Below are 16109 nucleotides of genomic sequence, written 5' to 3' on the forward strand. Positions count from 1 at the left end.
GGCGGGGCGGGGCCGAAGCCCCTAGGAGACGACGGCGAGGACCGCGGTGTGAGAACCGTCCGCGTCCTGCCAGGTCGCGCTGAGCGTGCCCGGCGAGCCGATGAGCGGGCGGTCGGCCTCCGCGTCGTTCTCCTCGGACACGATCCGGATGACGTGCAGAACCGAGTCGGAGCCCTGGCGGATCCCGTCGCCACCGCCGCGGATGTTGACCGGCGACGGCGTGATCGTGCCGTCCTCGACCTGCAGATGATCGGCCGCGGCGTCGCGGTGGCTGATCACCCGGCGGACCTCCGCGACGTAGACCGGATCCGCCGATGCGTCATAGACCCAGCGACGGCCGAGCACCGAGTGCTCCATCTCGCCGACCAGCGCGTCACCGGAGTCGTCGAGCTCGGACCCGCGGTAGGTCACGGGCACGTGGAAGGTGCGGGCACCGTCGGTGAGGAGGAACGACTCCATCCCGACCTCGCCGGCGGGATCGACGAACCGGTAGGCGGTCACCTGCTCGAGGCCATCCGGGTCGCCGTCGAACCACTCCTGGTGGCGGACCCAGGCCCGGAGCAGGTCCAGCTTGCCCGGGTCGAGGACGGCGTCATAGATCTCGGCGGTTCCACTCATGCGCTAAGACTCCCCGACTTCGCCCGGTCCGGCAAACGCGAACCGGGGCTGATGGGTGTATGAAGAAGAATTCGTGGGAGCGTCGTTCCCGCTGCGTAAGTGGGCAGACCACCCGCCCGCGCCGACCGTACTGTGATGCGGATCACAGCCAGTCCGTGGGGGTGGCCGTTACGGTTACCGCCGTATCGCCGGGGAGATCCCCCGGATCCCGATGGAAAGGTGTGACCCCCATGAAGAAGACCATCGCCGTGATCGGTTCCGCTGCCGCCCTGTCCTTCGCCGGTGCTGGCCTCGCCGCCGCCGAGGAGGCCACCGACCCGACGCAGGGCGCCGACGCCACCCAGACGGAGACCGACGACACGACCGGGGGCGAGCTCGACGAGGTCGAGACCCCCGCCGAGGTCTCCGACATCGCCGCGCAGCTGTGCGGCACCATCTCCGCCTACGACTTCCTCGGCTCCGCCGAGGGCGTGGTGCCCGGCCTGAGCGGCGAGGCGTGCGAGGCCAACGCCACCGCCGCCGTCGCGGCCGCGTTCTCCGGCGACATCTCCGGCGCCATCGACATCCTCCGCGGCATCGACGCCGAGATCCCGGGCGATGACGACGAGACCGCGGACGCCGGCTCGGCCGAGCTCCTCGGCTCGCTGGCCGGCGGTGACGCCGAGGGCGACGCGCCCGCCGACGACACCGAGCTGCCCGCGTTCGGCTCCTGATAGCGACTCGCGCGGCGGCGGCGACCAGCCGCTGACCGCGTGGTCATCCGACTCGGCCCCGGCCCCCTCGACGGAGCCGGGGCCGAGTCCTGTCTGCCCGCCCGGGCCGTCAGCTGCGGGGCTCCGGCGGCTGGGGCTCCGGCAGATGGGCCCCCGCCGCCACGAGGTCTCCCAGCGTCTCGGGGTCGATGTGCCCCGGCTGCGTCTCGGTCATGAACTCCACGATGATCCGCTCGACGGCCGCCGGGTCCTCGACATGCGGGTAGTGGCCGGTCCGCTCGACGATCGCCAGGCGACTACCGGGGATCGCCTCGTGGGTGGCGTGCCCGTGGGACATGGGGATGATCGGGTCGCGGTCGCCCCAGATCAACTGGAACGGCAATTGCCCGGCCAGGTGCAGCCGGTTGGCCGCCGACACCGCCTGCCCCTTGTTGTCCACGACCGCGCGCAGCGTCTTGAAGAACGTCCTGCGGTGACCGGGCCTACTGAGTGAGTCGTACGACATCCAGGACTCGGTGATCGCGTCGGCCCGGATGCCCAGGCCGGAGAAGAAGCGCCCCACCGAGTTCCCGGCGTTCACGAAGACCGGGGCCGCGCCGATCGTCAGCAGGAGTTCGGCGCCGGGGACGGCCAGCGCCCGGAGGATCCAGTTGACCTCCTTGCCCAGGCCGCCGCTGCCGATCAGGACGATCCGCTCGCAGTACTCGGGGTACTGGTAGACGAACTGCATGGCGACGCCGCCGCCGAGCGATTGCCCGATGACCGTGCATCGCTTGATGCCCTTGACCACCAACAGGTCGCGCAGGGCGGAGGCCATCGCGCCGAGCGAGTAGTCGTCGAAGTCGAGTGAACTCTCCCCGTGACCGGGCAGGTCCGGGGCGATGACGTGGAAGTGGGCGTCCAGGCGCGGGATGAGTTCGCGCCAGGTGGTCGAGCTACCGGCCATGCCGTGGATGAGCAGGATCGTCGGCTTGCCCTCGCCGGCACCCGCCTCGCGGTAGGCCAGCTCTCGTCCGTGAAGTGTCGCGGTCTGCATAGTGATTCCCCCTCGGGGACGGCCTCCCGCGCCGTATCTCGTCGCAGGGAGCACCTACCGTCATTGTGCGCCCCGCGGGGACGTTCACGCAGTTCCCCGTGTCACATCTGGGCCGAGAACTTCCGGATCAGCCGCCGGTGACGATGCCGGAACAGCGCACCGACCACCATCCGCACCACCGGTCCCGGCAGCACCGTCCGGGGTTCGGCCCGCAGGGTGTCGGTCACCCGGGTAGAGCCGTCGGGCAGGTCGTCGAGCTCCCGGCGGTGCTCCCACACGCGGCACGACCCCAGGCTCGAGCGTTCCTGGAAGTAGCGCGGCGCCTCCATCCCGGTGATCACCAGGTCGTCGAACTCGACCGGGACGATCCCCGCCAGCAGGATCCACGCCCGCCCCGCCGGGCGACCGAGCGGGAGGTCAGCGATCGTCGCCCCCCGCAGCGACCTGGGGAACCGCATCGTCAGCAGCGGGCCGAACTCGTCCGCGACGCCGTCGGCGGTGACGACCCGCGCCCACACCTGGTCCCGGGGCGCGGGCACGACGCTCGAGCGCACGACCACCACGCCGGGGGTCCGAGCAGCGGCCCGCCCGTCACCGCGGCGCATGGCCGCCGGTCCTCGCGGCCGGTTCGGCGGGAACGGTCTCGCCGTCGTGGTCGTGGAGGCGCACCTCGTCGTCGTCGCCGGTGGGGTGAGCAGCGCTGTCGGGCCCGGACACCTCGTCGCGCCCGGGCACCAGGCCCGGCCCGAGGTTCTCGACGTCGCCGTCCGCACCGCCCCCATCCGCGCCGCCGCCCCGGGCCGCGAGGTGGCGCACGACGGTGTTGGCCATCGCCGTGACCGGCACCGCGAACAGCGCGCCCACGACACCGAACAGGTACGTCCCGGCCGTGACCACGAGGATCACCGCCAGCGGGTGCAGCGCCACGGCGTGGCCCATCAGCAGTGGCTGGAGCACGTGCGACTCGACCTGGTGGACGACCACGACGATCGCCAGCATCGCGACCGCGATCGCCGGCCCCCGCTCGACCAGCGCCAGGACCGTGGGGATCACCCCGGCGACGAGGGTGCCGACGATGGGCACGAACGACGCGAGGAACACCACCACGACGATGGGGATCACGAACGGCACGCGCAGCAGCAGCGCGCCCAGACCGACCCCGGCGGCGTTGATCGCGGCCACGGTGAGCTGCGTGCGGGTGTAGGCGCCGAGGCTGCCCCAGCCACGGCGGAACGCGGTGTCGACGTGCTCGCGGCTCGCCCGCGGCAGCCACCGGACGAAGAACTCCCAGAGTTTCTCGCCGTGGTAGAGGAAGAAGAACAGCGACACCAGGCAGATGAGCACGCCCGCCACGGCGTCCACGGCCGTGTGTCCGAACTGGACCGCGCCGGCCGCGACCGCCTCGGAGTTCGACTCGATCCAGGTGCGGGCCTGGGCGACGGCCTCCTGCAGTCGGTCCGCGGTGAGGTGCAGCGGGCCGTCCTCGAGCCACCGCAGGGCGGCGTCGGTGCCCGACGAGATCTGGTCGCGCATCCGGGGTACGCCGGTCGCGAGCTGGGTGGTGACCGCCGCGAGCGCGGCGAGGATGACCGCGAGGACCCCGACGACGACGACGAGGGCCGCGGCCGCCCGAGGGACCCGCTCCGGGATGCGGTCCACCATCGGGCGGAGCATGGCCGCGAGCAGGACCGCGATCGCCAGGGGCGCGATGATCACCGACAGCCGACCGACCGCCTGCCCGACGAGCCACCCGCCGCCCGCGATGAGCAGCAGGCACGCCGACCAGCCCGCCGCCAGCACGACCGGGTACGGCAGGTGCGCACGGTCGAAGGGAGCGGCGGTCGGCGAGCCCTGGGTCATGACCTCGATGTTAAAGCCTTTTCAAGACTTCTCAGGTCACATCACGGGGCGAGGTCGGTCCAGCCCACGAAGCCACTCGGATCGTGGCGGCCCAGCACGCCGTGTTCGAACATGCCCCAGCCCTCCGCGCCGTCACACGTGGCCCGGGCGATGTGATCGATGGTCTGGTACGGCATGAACGCCTGCACGTCGGGATCCGCGAGGTCGTAGGCCGTGGACAGGCTCCAGCCGCGCCCCTTCCACTGGCCGTGCTGCCAGTCCGGGTCGCCCACGTATCCGGATCCCATGCTCAGTGGGATGTAGCCGAGGGTCTCCACCCCCACCACCACCGGTTCGCCGGTGGGCGTGGTGAGGTGGATCCGCGCGGTCTCGGGGTGCCGGGTACCGCTGCGGTAGTCGATCTCCACGCGCGGCCAGCCCAGCTGCTCGACCCGGCCGTCCTTCCACGTGCGGGTGGCGTGGCTCAGGGTGCGGTGACCGTCCGGGCTCTCCTGCATGATGATCATCAGCGCGTAGTCGTCGAACCGCAGCGGGACGTACGTCCACCAGTGGCCCTCACGCGGCTCGTCGGCCGAGCGACCCTTGGGCTCCGGGTCGCCGCTGGGACGAATGCCCCAGGAGCGGTCGCGGCTGCCCATCCACACGTCGGGATCCACGGTGAAGTCGGTGCCCTCGGCGGTGAGCGTGCCGAACCAGCTGCCCACCTGGGCGAAGCGTGTCGCATCGAGGATCGGCCGGGGCCCGTCGAGCAGCATGTGCCGCTCCTCGAGGACCGCCTCGAACGAGCCGTGCCAGGTGAGGTCGAACGAGAGGTCCTCGTGCTCGCAGAGCAGGCGGACGGTCCGCAGCGGCTCGATCACCTCGACCCGGTACCCGCCCACGACCGAGTCGAGGGACCGCTCGTCGCTGGCGTCGGAGAAGCGGACCGAGCGTTGCCGGTCGCCCTGTCGGACGGTGGCGAAGGCGTCGATCACGCCGAGATTGGGGTACACCCCCAGTCCGGTGACGAGGTAGACGTCCCCGGTCCGGTCGTGGGCGTTGAAGTAGTAACGGCCGTAGAAGTTGCGGTCACTCGTGGCGACCTGCGCCATCGAGAGCGGGGACTGGTGGACCGGGTACTCGTCGAGGGGCGCGGGCTTGATCGTCATGGACTCTCCTGGGAGTGCTCTGGGGCGGTGGTGCGGGGCGGTGGTGCGGGTCGGTGCAGGGGGCGGTGCTGCACGACGGTCGAGTGGGGCGGTTCGTACCGGGTGTCAGTCGGCGATCATCCGCGCGAGCATGGCGTGGTGCAGGACGTACTCGTCCGGGTTCTCGTGCGCCTCGACCTCGCCGAAGTGGACGCGGCGGCGCTCGATCTGCGACATCACGATGCCGTGGCGCAGGGCGGCGTAGGTGCGGAAGAACTCCAGCTCGCGAACCGGTGACCCGGTGAGCTCCTCGTATCGGGCGACCACGGCGCCGTGGGGGAACAGGTCGGGCAGGCCGGGGAAGTCCCACTGCTCGGCGATCTCCTGGAACATGTCGTGGAAGAACAGGAACCAGCCCAGGTCGAGCTCCGGCGGGGCGAGGGTGGCCGACTCCCAGTCGAGCACGGCGGCGGGTTCGACCCCGTCGAACATGATGTTGCCGATCCTCGCGTCGCCCCAGCAGAGCACGTCCGGCGACAGCTCGGTGGGCCAGTTCTCCTCGATCCAGTCGAACGCCCGCTCCAGGACCGGGATCCGGAGACCGTCCTCCCGGCGGGTCCACTCGTAGTAGGCGCGCTCGTTCTCCACGTGGGCCCGGAGACTGTCGACGCCGGCGGCCGGCGCGGCGTCCCCGAGCGCGGTCCGTGGGTCCGGGATGCCGTGAACCCGGGCCAGCACCTCCACGCTCACGTCGCGCACCCGCGCCCGCCCGGTCTCGTCCAGCTCCTCCACCACCCAGCCGCCGAACACGTACGGCGGGTTGTCGACGGGGACCCGGCCGGAGACACGGTCCATCACCAGGAAGGGCACGCCCAGGATCTCGGGCGAGTCCTCGACCCAGCGGACGTCGGGCACCGGCAGGTCGGCCCGCTCGCGGACGGCGCGCATCACGGCAGCCTGCCCGGCCAGGTCGTAGTCGGGGAACACCGGGAACGAGGAGGCCTCCGGCGCGAGTCGGGCCACCACCTCCGCGCGCTCGTCGCGCCCGTCCGCGGTCCACTCGGCGTCGAGCAGGACGGAGATGCTCGACATGCCCGAGCTCTCGGGGCGCCGGATCGACGTCAGGCGGACCGGTCCCGTGCTGCCCACCCGCTCGGCCAGCCACGTCTCCAGTCGGGCCCGGACCTCGTCGAGGTCGGTGGTCGAGGTGATGATGTCGGTCTTGACGTCGTCCGCCGTCACGTCCTGGCTCATGTCCGTCGTTCCTTCTTCCGGTGACACGCCCTTCATCCAGGCAGTGAGCTAGATCACACCACGAACGTAGACTTGCGTCTAGGTTTTCCACCGACCGATATCGTGGACCCGGACGCACTGCGAGCCGCCGGGCCGCTGATGAGGGGACGAGACGACAGATGCAGACGTGGCCGCCGATCGACACCGAACCGCCGCCCGACTCCTCCCGGCGCGCGCACAACAAGCACGCGGTCCGCACGAGCCTGCTGCAGGCCGCCCGTCAGCTCTTCGCCGAACGCGGGGTCGCCGAGACCACGGCGGAGGAGATCGCCGAGGCGGCCGGCGTCTCCCGCGCGACGTTCTTCAACTACTTCCAGAACAAGCACGGCATCGTCATCGCCCTCCACGACGCCCACGTGGCCACTCTCGGACTGCTGGTCGACGACCTGCTGTCCGAGCCGCTGACCACCGCGGGTCGGCTCGATCGGTTGTTCGCGGACGTCGCCGCCACCGCCGCCACCGCGCCGGTCTACTTCGCGTCGCTGACCGGCGAGCTCGAGCGCGAACTCGCCGTCCCCGCCGTCAGCGCCGCCCGCACCGAGAAGCTGACGTCCACCCTGGTGCGACTGTTGACCCCGGGAGTGGCCGCCGGGGAGGTGCGCGAGGACCTGCCGCTGCGCTTCCTCGCCCAGATGGTCGGCTCCACCTACATCTCGGTGATCCGCTACTGGCGTGAGTCGCCGGACTACGACATCACGCTCAACAGTGCCCGGGCGTCGCACTTCCTGACCGGCGCCCTCGCCCCGGGGAAGGGCTGACCGGACGGTCATCGATTCACCACGGTCTACGGCCCCGGAGGCGCGAAGTTCACGTCGGTCCGGGTGGTCGCGCGACAGGTTGCAGACCTTCGCCAGTGGAGCAGAATCGCCTGCACGGCTGGAAAAGCCAGTGCACCCAGAACGATTCTCATCCCGAAGGAGTGCCGATGCCCGACAAGAAGTCCGACTCCAAGTCCGCCGCCCGATCCGCGGCCGAGAAGCTCGTCGACAAGGCCGAACAGTTCGCCGACGACCTGGCCGGCAGCGCCGACGTCGTCCCCGGCACCCCGGGGTCGCGACCGCCGACCGTCGCGGAGCCCACCGAGCCGACCAGCCCGCTGCCGCCGAAGGCCGACCAGAAGGGCGCGACCCCGTACGGCCCGACCGGCGCGGAGCCGCCCGGCTCTGTCACCGCCCGCGAGGAGGTCATGCGTCAGCAGGGCCAGTTCCTCACCACCGCCCAGGGCGGGCGCCTGTCCGACACCGATCACTCGCTCAAGGCCGGTCGTCGCGGCCCGGTCCTGCTCCAGGACCACCACCTGCGCGAGAAGATCATGCACTTCGACCACGAACGCATCCCGGAGCGCGCGGTCCACGCCCGTGGGGCCGGTGCACACGGGACGTTCGTGGCCAACGGCGCCGCAGCGAGCGTCTGCAAGGCCGGCGTCTTTGCCGAGGGCAAGGAGACCGAGGTCTTCGTCCGCTTCTCCACCGTGCTCGGCAACCGCGGATCCGCCGACACCGTCCGCGACACCCGCGGATTCGCGACCAAGTTCTACACCGACGAGGGCACCTGGGACCTGGTCGGTAACAACATCCCGGTGTTCTTCATCCAGGACGCGATCAAGTTCCCCGACGTCGTCCACGCCGCCAAGCCGCACCCGGATCGCGAGATCCCGCAGGCCCAGAGCGCGCACGACACCTTCTGGGACTTCGTCTCCCTGCACACCGAGGCGCAGGCCCACACCATGTGGAACATGTCGGACCGCGGCATCCCGCGCTCGTTCCGGATGATGGAGGGCTTCGGTGTCCACACGTTCCGGATGATCAACGACGCCGGCGAGACCAGCCTGGTGAAGTTCCACTGGAAGCCCCACCTCGGCGTCCACTCGCAGGTGTGGGAGGAAGCCCAGATCACCGCCGGCATGGACCCGGACTTCCACCGCCGCGACCTGGCCGACGCGATCGAGTCCGGCGCGTTCCCGAAGTGGGACCTGGGCATCCAGGTCTTCCCGGACACGGTCGACGAGAACGGTGTCAGCGAGATGTTCCACGGCATCGACCTGCTCGACCCGACCAAGATCGTCCCCGAGGAGCTCGCGCCGGTGCAGGTCATCGGCACGATGACGCTCAACGCGAACGTCAAGAACTTCTTCGCGGAGACCGAGCAGGTCGCGTTCCACCCGGGCCACCTCGTGCCGGGCATCGACGTCACCAACGACCCGCTCCTGCAGGGCCGACTGTTCTCGTACCTGGACACCCAGCTCACGCGTCTGGGCGGGCCGAACTTCGGCCAGATCCCCATCAACCGCCCCCACGCCCCTGTCAACGACATGCTCCGCGACGGCTTCCACCAGTCCGCCGACCACGTGGGCGTGGCGCCGTACCAGCCCAACAGCCTCGACGGTGGGTGCCCGTTCATGGCGGGCACCACCGACGGTGCGCTGGTGGAGGTGGCGCAGCAGATCGCCGACGCGCAGGTCGTCCGCGACGCCCCGGCGACGTTCGACGATCACTACTCGCAGGCGACGCTGTTCTACACCAGCCTCACCGAGGTGGAGAAGGCGCACGTCGCCGAGGCGTACACCTTCGAGCTGGGCAAGTGCTACGAGGAGGCCATCAAGATCCGGCAGGTCGAGCAGCTCGCGCACATCGACCATGACCTGGCCGTCACCGTCGCGTCGGGGCTGGGGCTGCCTGCTCCCGCGAAGGTGCCCGTGGCCGAGGTCGTCACCAGCCCGGCCCTGTCCCAGATCGGCAAGGAGTGGCCGTCCGACGGGCGCCAGATCGGCATCCTCGTCACGGAGAACTCCGACGTCGTCGCGGTCAAGGAACTCGAGCAGGCCGTGTTCGACGACGACATGGTCCCGCTCGTGATCGGCCCGGTCGGCGGCCGGCTGGGCGAGGGCGAGCCCGACGCGACGGTCGCGATCTCGCGGACCTATCAGACGCAGCGGTCCATCGAGTTCGATGCCCTCGTCGTCGTCGACCTCCCCGCCCACCCGCGGACCGACGTGCTCATCAGCGAGATGTACCGGCACAAGAAGGCCATCGCCACCCTGGCGCCCATCGACCGGTACGTCGACTTCGGACTGACCTCGGACACGCCGGGCGTGGTCGCCGTGGACGCGGCGGCCGGCGTGCTGCCCGCGCTCAAGCCGCTGCTGGCCACCCACCGGGCGTGGGAGCGGCCCGACCCGGCCCGCATCTGACACAGGGCACGGAGCAGTAGACGGACACCGTGGGTCGGGGATCGCGAGAGGTCCCCGACCCACGGCGTGCGCGGGTAGCGTCTCGGCCATGAGCCCCCACCCCGACCCCCGTGAGGCCGCCGATTGCGAGAGTCCTGCCGGCCTCCGCCTCGAGGCACGGCGGGTGATCACGGCTCCGGCAGACCGCGTGTTCGCCGTACTGTGCGATCCCGACGGCCACGTGGCGATCGACTCCTCGGGGATGCTCCAGGCGGCCGAAGGATCGGTGGTCACCGCCGAGGGCGACCGGTTCGTCGTCCACATGGACCGCGAGTCCCTCGGTGACTACGACATGGGCGAGTACGACGTCACGGTGATCATCACCCGGTTCGAGCCGGACGCCGAGATCGCCTGGACCATCGACGGGGCCATCACCCCGCCGATCGGGCATACCTACGGCTACCACCTGATCCCGCTGGGCGAGGGCGATAACGGCGATGGCGACGGCGCCGAGGGGGCGCGTACCGAGGTCGTCAGCTATTACGACTGGTCCGACGCGCACCCGAAGTGGCGCGACTCGGGAGTACTGCCGGTGCTGGACGCATCGGCGCTCAAGGCGACGCTCGGAATCCTCGACCGGGCGGTCAGGAGGGGATATGTCCGCGGCTGATCCGAATGCCCACCGGCCGGACCTGTGGTTCTCCCGCGACGGCATGGAGCTGCGCGCGGTGGACTCCGGGCCCGCCGACGGCGAGGCGATCGTCCTGCTCCACGGGTTCCCGCAACGCACCTCCAGCTGGGACCTCGTGTCTCCGCTCCTGCACGCGGCCGGGTACCGCACCCTGGCGCTGGACCAGCGCGGGTACTGCGAGTCCGCCCGCCCCCGTGGTCGACGCGCGTACCGGCTGTCGGAACTGGTGGGGGACGTCCTCGCCCTGCTCGACGCCGCCTGCCTGCCCGACGCCCACGTGGTGGGTCACGACTGGGGCGCCGCAGTCGCGTGGGGTGTCGCCGGAGCGCACCCGGACCGCATCCGCAGCCTCACCGCCGTGTCGGTCCCCCACCCCGCCGCCTTCCTCAAGGCCATGGTCGCCTCCGACCAGCTACTGCGATCCTGGTACATCGGGCTCTTCCAGCTGCCGTTCCTGCCGGAGCGACTGCTCACCTCGGCCGGCCCGCTGCCCGAGAAGGCCCTGGCCGGGATGGGGATGACGCCCGAGATGATCGAGCGCTACCGGCGCGAGATGGTCGCCGCCGGCGCGATCCCCGGGGGACTCGGCTGGTACCGGGCCCTGCCCTTCGCCTCACCGTCCCGCTCGACCGCGCCGATCCGTGTGCCCACCACGTTCGTGTGGAGTGACCGCGACCCGGCCCTGGGCCGCGGGGGCGCCGAGCGGACCCGCCACCACGTGGACGCCGACTACCGGTTCGTCGAGATGAGCGGGGTCAGTCACTGGATCCCCGACGAGCGGCCGGCAGAGCTGGCCGATGCAATCGTCGCCCGCGCCCGGTCGACCGCGGACGGCTCGGGTCCCGGGGCCTGAACTCCACCGCACCGGGTGCGCGCGGCCCGGTGCGGTGTCACGCTGGGCCGATGTTCTTCATCTTCGGTTTCAAGAACTCGTCCCGGAACCTCGGGCTGGCCCGGGCCACGTGCCCGAACTGCGGCAACGTCGCCGCACAGCGGGTCGACCGTCGGAAGCGAGCGTTCTCCCTGTTCTTCATCCCCATCATCCCGCTGGGGTCGTCGTACACGGCCACGTGCACGGCGTGCGGCATCACCACCAAGATCGACCGGTCGCGGGTCGACGGGATCCTGTCCGGCGCGTACTGATCCGGCCGCTCAGCTCTCCCGCGCCGGCACCGCTGGGGCCGTGGCCTTGTCCTCCCACGGTGGCGGGATCGTGGCGGCGACCGCCGCGGCAAGGAGGGTCGCGCCGCAGCCGAACATCAGACCGACCCGGAATCCGGTCTCGGTGGGGACAAACAGCCCCTCGAAGTCCATGGACATCTGGGTGAGCAGCACGCCGAGCACCGCGGCAGAGGTCGTGGTGCCGATGGAGCGCATGAGCGTGTTGACGCTGTTGGCCGAGCCCATCTCGGAGGTGGGGACCGAGGCCATGATCAGCGCGGGCATCGCACCGTAGGCCAGCCCCACACCGCCGCTCACCACGATGCCGACGGTCATCACACCCCAGGTCGATCCCATGAGGAACAACCCGGACGCATAGCCGACCGCGACCACCAGCGCTCCCAGGATGAGCGTGGTCTTGGGGCCGCGGGTGCCGATGAGTCGCCCGCTGAGTGGGGAGACCGCCATCATCGCCAGTCCGCCGGGCGCGCTCCACAACCCCATGGCCACCATCGACTGGCCCAACCCGTGTCCGGTCTCGACCGGGAGCTGGAGAATCTGGGGCATGATCAGCAGCTGCGCATAGAGGCCCATGCCGATGGTCACCGAGGCGATGTTGGTCATCAGGACGGGGCGACGGGCGGCAACCCGCAGGTCCACGATCGGTGACGGGTGCCGGAGGACCCACAGTGCCCATCCGGGCAGCGAGACCGCGGTGAGCGCCAGCAAGCCGAGGGTCAACGGGGAGCTCCAGCCCCAGTCGGCGCCCTTGGACACCGCGAGCAGCAGCGAGATGAGGGCGATCGCGAGCCCCACTGCGCCGATGACGTCGAGCGTGCCGTCCGGTTTGGCGGCCGGCAGCGTCCGGAGACGCACCATCATCATCACGATGATCGCCACGCCCAGGGCCCCGGACCCCCAGAACATCCACTGCCACGAACCGTATTGCGCCAGGGCGGCCGCCGCCGGGAGCCCGAGCGCCCCTCCCACTCCGAGCGAGGAACTCATCAGACTGATCGCCGGTGCGAGTCGACGCGCCGGGAGGATCTCGCGCATCGTGGCGATGCCGATGGGGATCACACCGATTCCCACGCCCTGCAGGGCGCGCCCGATGAGCATCGGCCACAGTGAGGTGGCCAGTGCGCACAGCACCGAGCCGACGACCATGACCGCCGTGCAACCGATGAGCACGTACTTCTTCGGATAGAGGTCTCCCAGTCGTCCCATGAGCGGACCGGCCACCGCTCCGGCGAGCAGCGTGATGGTGACGACCCAGGAGGCGTTGACCGCGGAGGTGTTGAGAATCGCCGGCAGCATGCCCAGCAGCGGGATGACCAGCGTCTGACTGAGAGACATGACGATGCCGCCGAAGGCGAGGACCGCGATGAGACCGTTCTCGTCCGACCGGACGGTGTCGGCGTCCCCACCGCGCGTTCGTGCCATCATCCCGTATCCTTCCGACCGAGGCTCGCTTCCGGAGCCTCTCGTCGGACATTACAGACAGGTGTCGAACGGGTTCTCGTTCCGGGCACGGCCACCGTGTTCGACATGGCGGTCCGACGTGGCGGAATCCTCGCCCACTATTGTCTGCCGCTGTCCGCAGTGCGACGATGAGCGGGTGGACACCACCGGCTCGACCCGGCGGATCACCCGCCGGCCCACCGTCTCCGTGGGGGCGTTCCTCGCCGCCACGGCCGTCGCACTGACCGCCGCCGTCACGGCCCCGGCCACCGCGAACGCCCAGGACTCCTCCGAGGCCATCCCGCGACTGTTCCCCGCTCCCGACCGCGTGATCGCCGTGGGCGGCTCACCCACGGGGCTGTGCGCGGGCGCGATCTCCACCACGCTCGACGGCGACGGGTACCCGGACACGGCGTCCGTCGCCTGGGCCTTCGCCATCGCCGGGGTGGGTCCGTGCAACCTCACCGCCACCCTCTCGTGGCGCAACCTCGACACCGGGGCCACCGGGGAGAAGATCGCGCAGGTCCCGTTCCCGCGGATCTCGACGGGCATCCCCGATCCGATCTCCCACCCCTACGAGGCGCAGATCTCCACCGGCCCGGGCCGGGTCGAATACCGACTCACCACCACCGGCGGGGCCGTCGCCGGGCCGATCGTCGTGGAGACGGTCGCCTACGACGGCTGACGACGCCGGGGGCGCGCAGCACCCGGACCGGGCAGCCGCTCCGGGCCAGCATCGTGTCGGTTGCCAAACCGGTTCCAGTAGGGGACGTGAGCATCCCCGGATGTGCTCTCACCAGCGGAATTAGAAGTGCCGCTAATTATCGTTATGTAAAGTAGTACTTGTTGGGAGCGTCCACTACTACTTGACGACATACTCAGCGCAGGCGAATACTCGGGACTATGGAGACCTCTCGCCTGGTCGAGCTCATTGATGCTCACAAGCACACCTACGGCGTCAGTGAGGCCGAGCTGGCCCGCCGAATCGGGATCACCCGCCAGAATCTGTACTTGTGGCGCACCCGCGGTCTGCGCGGCCTGCCGGCCCGAGCGACTCTCGATGGCATGGCTACCGAACTGCATCTTCCGTATGTCCGGGTTCTCGAGGCGGCCTTGCGCGATGTCGGCTACCTCGACGCCACCGACGGATTCTCAGGCGTACTGGCATGACCGCCCCTGACCCCCTCGGCCCGGCGGCCACCTGAGTCGTCTTTAGTCCTGCTTTGGAATTTCGACAGTAAAGCTCGCACCTTGGCCGGACCCGTCGCTGTGCGCTCGAATGTGCCCTCCGTGGGCTTCGACGAGTGCGCGAGTGATGGTCAGGCCGATACCGCTGCCGCCGCTGTGGCGGCCGCGTGAGGTGTCGGCTCGGTAGAAGCGGTCAAAGAGGTGGTCGAGGTGGTGTGGGGCGATTCCTTCGCCGGAGTCCGACACGGTGATCTCGACGTGGCGGCGCCCTACCTGCCCGCTGATGACGGTGACGGTGCCGCCGGCGGGGGTGTGGCGAAGTGCGTTGTCCAGGAGATTGCCCAGCACTTGTCCGATGCGGTCGGTGTCCACCGTCACCGGTGCGTCGTCGACGTGGGTGTGTAGCTGGACTCCCTTGTTCTCGTATCGTTCTCGGACGGCGTCGACCGCACGGGTGACCAGCGTCCGAGTAGTGGTCGGACTGGGGCGAAGGCGGGTGAGGTGTTCTTCCGCGCGGGAGACGTCGACGATGTCCGCGGCGAGTCTCTCCAGCCGCCGAGTAGCCGACCACAGAATGGTTCGGACGTCGTCGTCGAAGGTGTGGATGCCGTCGTCGATGGCTTCGAGGTAGGAGTCGAGTGTGGCAAGGGGTGTGCGCATTTCGTGTCCGAGGTCGGCCAGCATTCTGCGTCTGGTGGTCTCGGTGGCGTCGAGCCGTCGGGCGAGTTCGTTGACACTGTCGGCGAGATCGTCGAACTCGCGGCCCAGGCCTGGGCTAACGACCCGCGTGTCGTAGCGTCCACTGGCGATCTCGGCAGTCGAGGAGGTCACGGCGGTGACGGAGTGTTGAACTCTCCGGGTGAGATACCAACTCACCAGCAGCGCCAGTAACACTGCGATGGTCACCGCCAACCCCCACGCCACGATGATGGACGCCGTGAATGCTTCCTCGACGTGGGCTGCCTCCGCCGAATTATGATCGATGCCGGCCTGGCCCAGGTGAGGTTCCCCCGGATCCGTAGAGGGATCAGCTATAAGGGGAAGCGATGCCAGAGAAGCGCCAGAAGTACGACCGGGAGTTCCGTGAGGGAGCGGTCCGGATCGTCGAGGAGACCGGGAAGCCGATCGCCCAGATCGCCCGAGACCTTGGGGTCAACGCGGGCACCTTGGGCAATTGGGTCAATCAGGCTAAGGAAGCTCGGGAGGGCACAGAAGGCCTGTCCAGGGGCGACATCGAGGAGCTCAAGCGGCTGCGAGCAGAGAACGCGGAGCTGAAGATGGAGCGTGATGTCCTCAAGCGATCCGTGGTCCTGTGGGTCAAGGAGGCGACGAAGTGAGCGTGGCACGTTTCATCGCCGACCTTCAGGACCAACTACCGAGTGCCACACACTCTGGTGTGCGCCCTGCTGGGCGTGTCGCTGGCGTGGTTCTACAAGTGGCTCAAGCGGGCCACCGGGCCGGAGGCGGCCAGCGGTCTGCACACCGAGCGTGACCGCCGCCGCGAGGTCGTCGACCAGGCGGTCGCGAAGGCGTTCACCGCCGCAAAGGGCCGGCATGGATCCCCTCGCCTGTACTTCGACCTTCGTGACGAGGGCTGGCAGGTCAGCGAGAAGACCGTGGCCGACTCGATGCGCCGCCAGGGCCTCGTCGCACGCCGCATCAGACGCCGCAACGGTCTGACCAGGCAGGACAAGACGGCCCCGAAGTTCCCCGACCTGCTCAAGCGGGACTTCACCGCCGACAGGCCGAACGCCCGGTGGGTCGGCGACATGACCGAGATCCCCACCGTCGA

General features: G+C 69.9%; 16 protein-coding genes and 2 pseudogenes. 10 read left to right on the top strand and 8 right to left on the bottom strand.

The features are described from left to right. Positions 1 to 21: 21 nt before the first annotated feature. The gene (locus J1M64_RS08405; RefSeq protein ID WP_067715466.1) at positions 22 to 618 is read right to left on the bottom strand and encodes a hypothetical protein; all 597 of its coding nucleotides are present in this window, start codon (positions 616 to 618) and stop codon (positions 22 to 24) included. 230 nt (positions 619 to 848) lie between these two features. Here J1M64_RS08405 and J1M64_RS08410 point away from each other — a divergent pair, with 230 nt between their 5' ends. Then, positions 849 to 1331: a hypothetical protein gene (locus J1M64_RS08410; protein ID WP_206473872.1), complete on the top strand. Its 483-nt coding sequence runs from the start codon at positions 849 to 851 to the stop codon at positions 1329 to 1331. A 109-nt stretch (positions 1332 to 1440) separates the two neighbouring features. On the opposite strand, the gene J1M64_RS08415 is transcribed toward J1M64_RS08410, so the two are convergent. From J1M64_RS08415 to J1M64_RS08435, 5 genes are all read right to left on the bottom strand, one after another. After that, positions 1441 to 2367: an alpha/beta fold hydrolase gene (locus tag J1M64_RS08415; RefSeq protein WP_206473873.1), complete on the bottom strand. Its 927-nt coding sequence runs from the start codon at positions 2365 to 2367 to the stop codon at positions 1441 to 1443. Positions 2368 to 2468: 101 nt separating this feature from the next. Further along, the gene (locus tag J1M64_RS08420) at positions 2469 to 2972 is read right to left on the bottom strand and encodes a hypothetical protein (RefSeq protein ID WP_185951970.1); all 504 of its coding nucleotides are present in this window, start codon (positions 2970 to 2972) and stop codon (positions 2469 to 2471) included. Beyond that, on the bottom strand, positions 2959 to 4227 hold the full coding sequence (locus tag J1M64_RS08425) for an AI-2E family transporter (protein WP_206473874.1): 1269 nt from the start codon (positions 4225 to 4227) through the stop codon (positions 2959 to 2961). The genes J1M64_RS08420 and J1M64_RS08425 overlap by 14 nt, the downstream gene beginning before the upstream one ends. Positions 4228 to 4268: 41 nt before the next feature. Further along, a complete protein-coding gene (locus J1M64_RS08430) occupies positions 4269 to 5375 on the bottom strand; it encodes a hypothetical protein (protein ID WP_206473875.1) in 1107 nt (368 codons plus the stop codon). Positions 5376 to 5480: 105 nt separating this feature from the next. Then, entirely contained in the window at positions 5481 to 6608 is a 1128-nt protein-coding gene (locus tag J1M64_RS08435) for a phosphotransferase family protein (RefSeq protein ID WP_241261318.1), read from the bottom strand. Between the two features lie 158 nt (positions 6609 to 6766). Here J1M64_RS08435 and J1M64_RS08440 point away from each other — a divergent pair, with 158 nt between their 5' ends. From J1M64_RS08440 to J1M64_RS08460, 5 genes are all read left to right on the top strand, one after another. Then, a complete protein-coding gene (locus J1M64_RS08440; protein ID WP_120286513.1) occupies positions 6767 to 7405 on the top strand; it encodes a TetR/AcrR family transcriptional regulator in 639 nt (212 codons plus the stop codon). Positions 7406 to 7572: 167 nt separating this feature from the next. Beyond that, complete coding sequence (locus J1M64_RS08445) at positions 7573 to 9837, top strand: catalase (RefSeq protein WP_206473876.1); 2265 nt, start codon at positions 7573 to 7575, stop codon at positions 9835 to 9837. Positions 9838 to 9925: 88 nt separating this feature from the next. Continuing rightward, entirely contained in the window at positions 9926 to 10486 is a 561-nt protein-coding gene (locus J1M64_RS08450; protein WP_067715481.1) for a polyketide cyclase, read from the top strand. Next, positions 10473 to 11360, top strand: coding sequence for an alpha/beta fold hydrolase (locus J1M64_RS08455; RefSeq protein ID WP_067715485.1), 888 nt, complete (start codon positions 10473 to 10475; stop codon positions 11358 to 11360). The genes J1M64_RS08450 and J1M64_RS08455 overlap by 14 nt, the downstream gene beginning before the upstream one ends. Before the next feature lie 50 nt (positions 11361 to 11410). Continuing rightward, positions 11411 to 11650 carry a zinc-ribbon domain-containing protein gene (locus J1M64_RS08460; RefSeq protein WP_067715487.1) on the top strand — a complete coding sequence of 80 codons (240 nt, stop codon included), beginning with the start codon at positions 11411 to 11413 and terminating at the stop codon, positions 11648 to 11650. 9 nt (positions 11651 to 11659) lie between these two features. Here J1M64_RS08460 and J1M64_RS08465 read toward each other — a convergent pair whose 3' ends face one another. Continuing rightward, complete coding sequence (locus J1M64_RS08465) at positions 11660 to 13114, bottom strand: MFS transporter (RefSeq protein WP_163375190.1); 1455 nt, start codon at positions 13112 to 13114, stop codon at positions 11660 to 11662. A gap of 172 nt (positions 13115 to 13286) precedes the next feature. Here J1M64_RS08465 and J1M64_RS08470 point away from each other — a divergent pair, with 172 nt between their 5' ends. Together J1M64_RS08470 and J1M64_RS08475 are read left to right on the top strand one after the other, a co-directional pair. Further along, positions 13287 to 13814, top strand: a complete 528-nt coding sequence (locus J1M64_RS08470; protein ID WP_067715492.1) for a hypothetical protein — start codon at positions 13287 to 13289, stop codon at positions 13812 to 13814. 218 nt (positions 13815 to 14032) lie between these two features. Continuing rightward, positions 14033 to 14299 (top strand): hypothetical protein, encoded by a 267-nt coding sequence (locus J1M64_RS08475; RefSeq protein WP_067715495.1) that lies wholly within the window; start codon positions 14033 to 14035, stop codon positions 14297 to 14299. Between the two features lie 42 nt (positions 14300 to 14341). On the opposite strand, the pseudogene J1M64_RS08480 reads toward J1M64_RS08475, so the two are convergent. After that, positions 14342 to 15319: pseudogene (locus J1M64_RS08480) on the bottom strand (sensor histidine kinase); the annotation flags it as partial. A gap of 44 nt (positions 15320 to 15363) precedes the next feature. Here J1M64_RS08480 and J1M64_RS08485 point away from each other — a divergent pair. After that, positions 15364 to 15654 carry a transposase gene (locus tag J1M64_RS08485; RefSeq protein ID WP_069389795.1) on the top strand — a complete coding sequence of 97 codons (291 nt, stop codon included), beginning with the start codon at positions 15364 to 15366 and terminating at the stop codon, positions 15652 to 15654. Further along, positions 15651 to 16109 (top strand): annotated as a pseudogene (locus tag J1M64_RS20365) (IS3 family transposase); the annotation flags it as partial. The gene J1M64_RS08485 and the pseudogene J1M64_RS20365, both read left to right, overlap by 4 nt.

Origin of the sequence: Dietzia sp. KRD202, from assembly GCF_017168155.1 — a bacterium.
Classification (GTDB): domain Bacteria; phylum Actinomycetota; class Actinomycetes; order Mycobacteriales; family Mycobacteriaceae; genus Dietzia; species Dietzia kunjamensis.

What these genes read in the sequence shown, in the direction of transcription:
- J1M64_RS08475 (WP_067715495.1), top strand. Translation starts at nt 14,033, where the DNA reads ATGGAGACCTCTCGCCTGGTCGAGCTCATTGATGCTCACAAGCACACC.
- J1M64_RS08410 (WP_206473872.1), top strand. Translation starts at nt 849, where the DNA reads ATGAAGAAGACCATCGCCGTGATCGGTTCCGCTGCCGCCCTGTCCTTC.
- J1M64_RS08405 (WP_067715466.1), bottom strand. Translation starts at nt 618, where the DNA reads ATGAGTGGAACCGCCGAGATCTATGACGCCGTCCTCGACCCGGGCAAG.
- J1M64_RS08420 (WP_185951970.1), bottom strand. Translation starts at nt 2,972, where the DNA reads ATGCGCCGCGGTGACGGGCGGGCCGCTGCTCGGACCCCCGGCGTGGTG.
- J1M64_RS08440 (WP_120286513.1), top strand. Translation starts at nt 6,767, where the DNA reads ATGCAGACGTGGCCGCCGATCGACACCGAACCGCCGCCCGACTCCTCC.
- J1M64_RS08460 (WP_067715487.1), top strand. Translation starts at nt 11,411, where the DNA reads ATGTTCTTCATCTTCGGTTTCAAGAACTCGTCCCGGAACCTCGGGCTG.
- J1M64_RS08435 (WP_241261318.1), bottom strand. Translation starts at nt 6,608, where the DNA reads ATGAGCCAGGACGTGACGGCGGACGACGTCAAGACCGACATCATCACC.
- J1M64_RS08450 (WP_067715481.1), top strand. Translation starts at nt 9,926, where the DNA reads ATGAGCCCCCACCCCGACCCCCGTGAGGCCGCCGATTGCGAGAGTCCT.
- J1M64_RS08485 (WP_069389795.1), top strand. Translation starts at nt 15,364, where the DNA reads ATGCCAGAGAAGCGCCAGAAGTACGACCGGGAGTTCCGTGAGGGAGCG.
- J1M64_RS08430 (WP_206473875.1), bottom strand. Translation starts at nt 5,375, where the DNA reads ATGACGATCAAGCCCGCGCCCCTCGACGAGTACCCGGTCCACCAGTCC.
- J1M64_RS08415 (WP_206473873.1), bottom strand. Translation starts at nt 2,367, where the DNA reads ATGCAGACCGCGACACTTCACGGACGAGAGCTGGCCTACCGCGAGGCG.
- J1M64_RS08425 (WP_206473874.1), bottom strand. Translation starts at nt 4,227, where the DNA reads ATGACCCAGGGCTCGCCGACCGCCGCTCCCTTCGACCGTGCGCACCTG.
- J1M64_RS08455 (WP_067715485.1), top strand. Translation starts at nt 10,473, where the DNA reads ATGTCCGCGGCTGATCCGAATGCCCACCGGCCGGACCTGTGGTTCTCC.
- J1M64_RS08465 (WP_163375190.1), bottom strand. Translation starts at nt 13,114, where the DNA reads ATGATGGCACGAACGCGCGGTGGGGACGCCGACACCGTCCGGTCGGAC.
- J1M64_RS08445 (WP_206473876.1), top strand. Translation starts at nt 7,573, where the DNA reads ATGCCCGACAAGAAGTCCGACTCCAAGTCCGCCGCCCGATCCGCGGCC.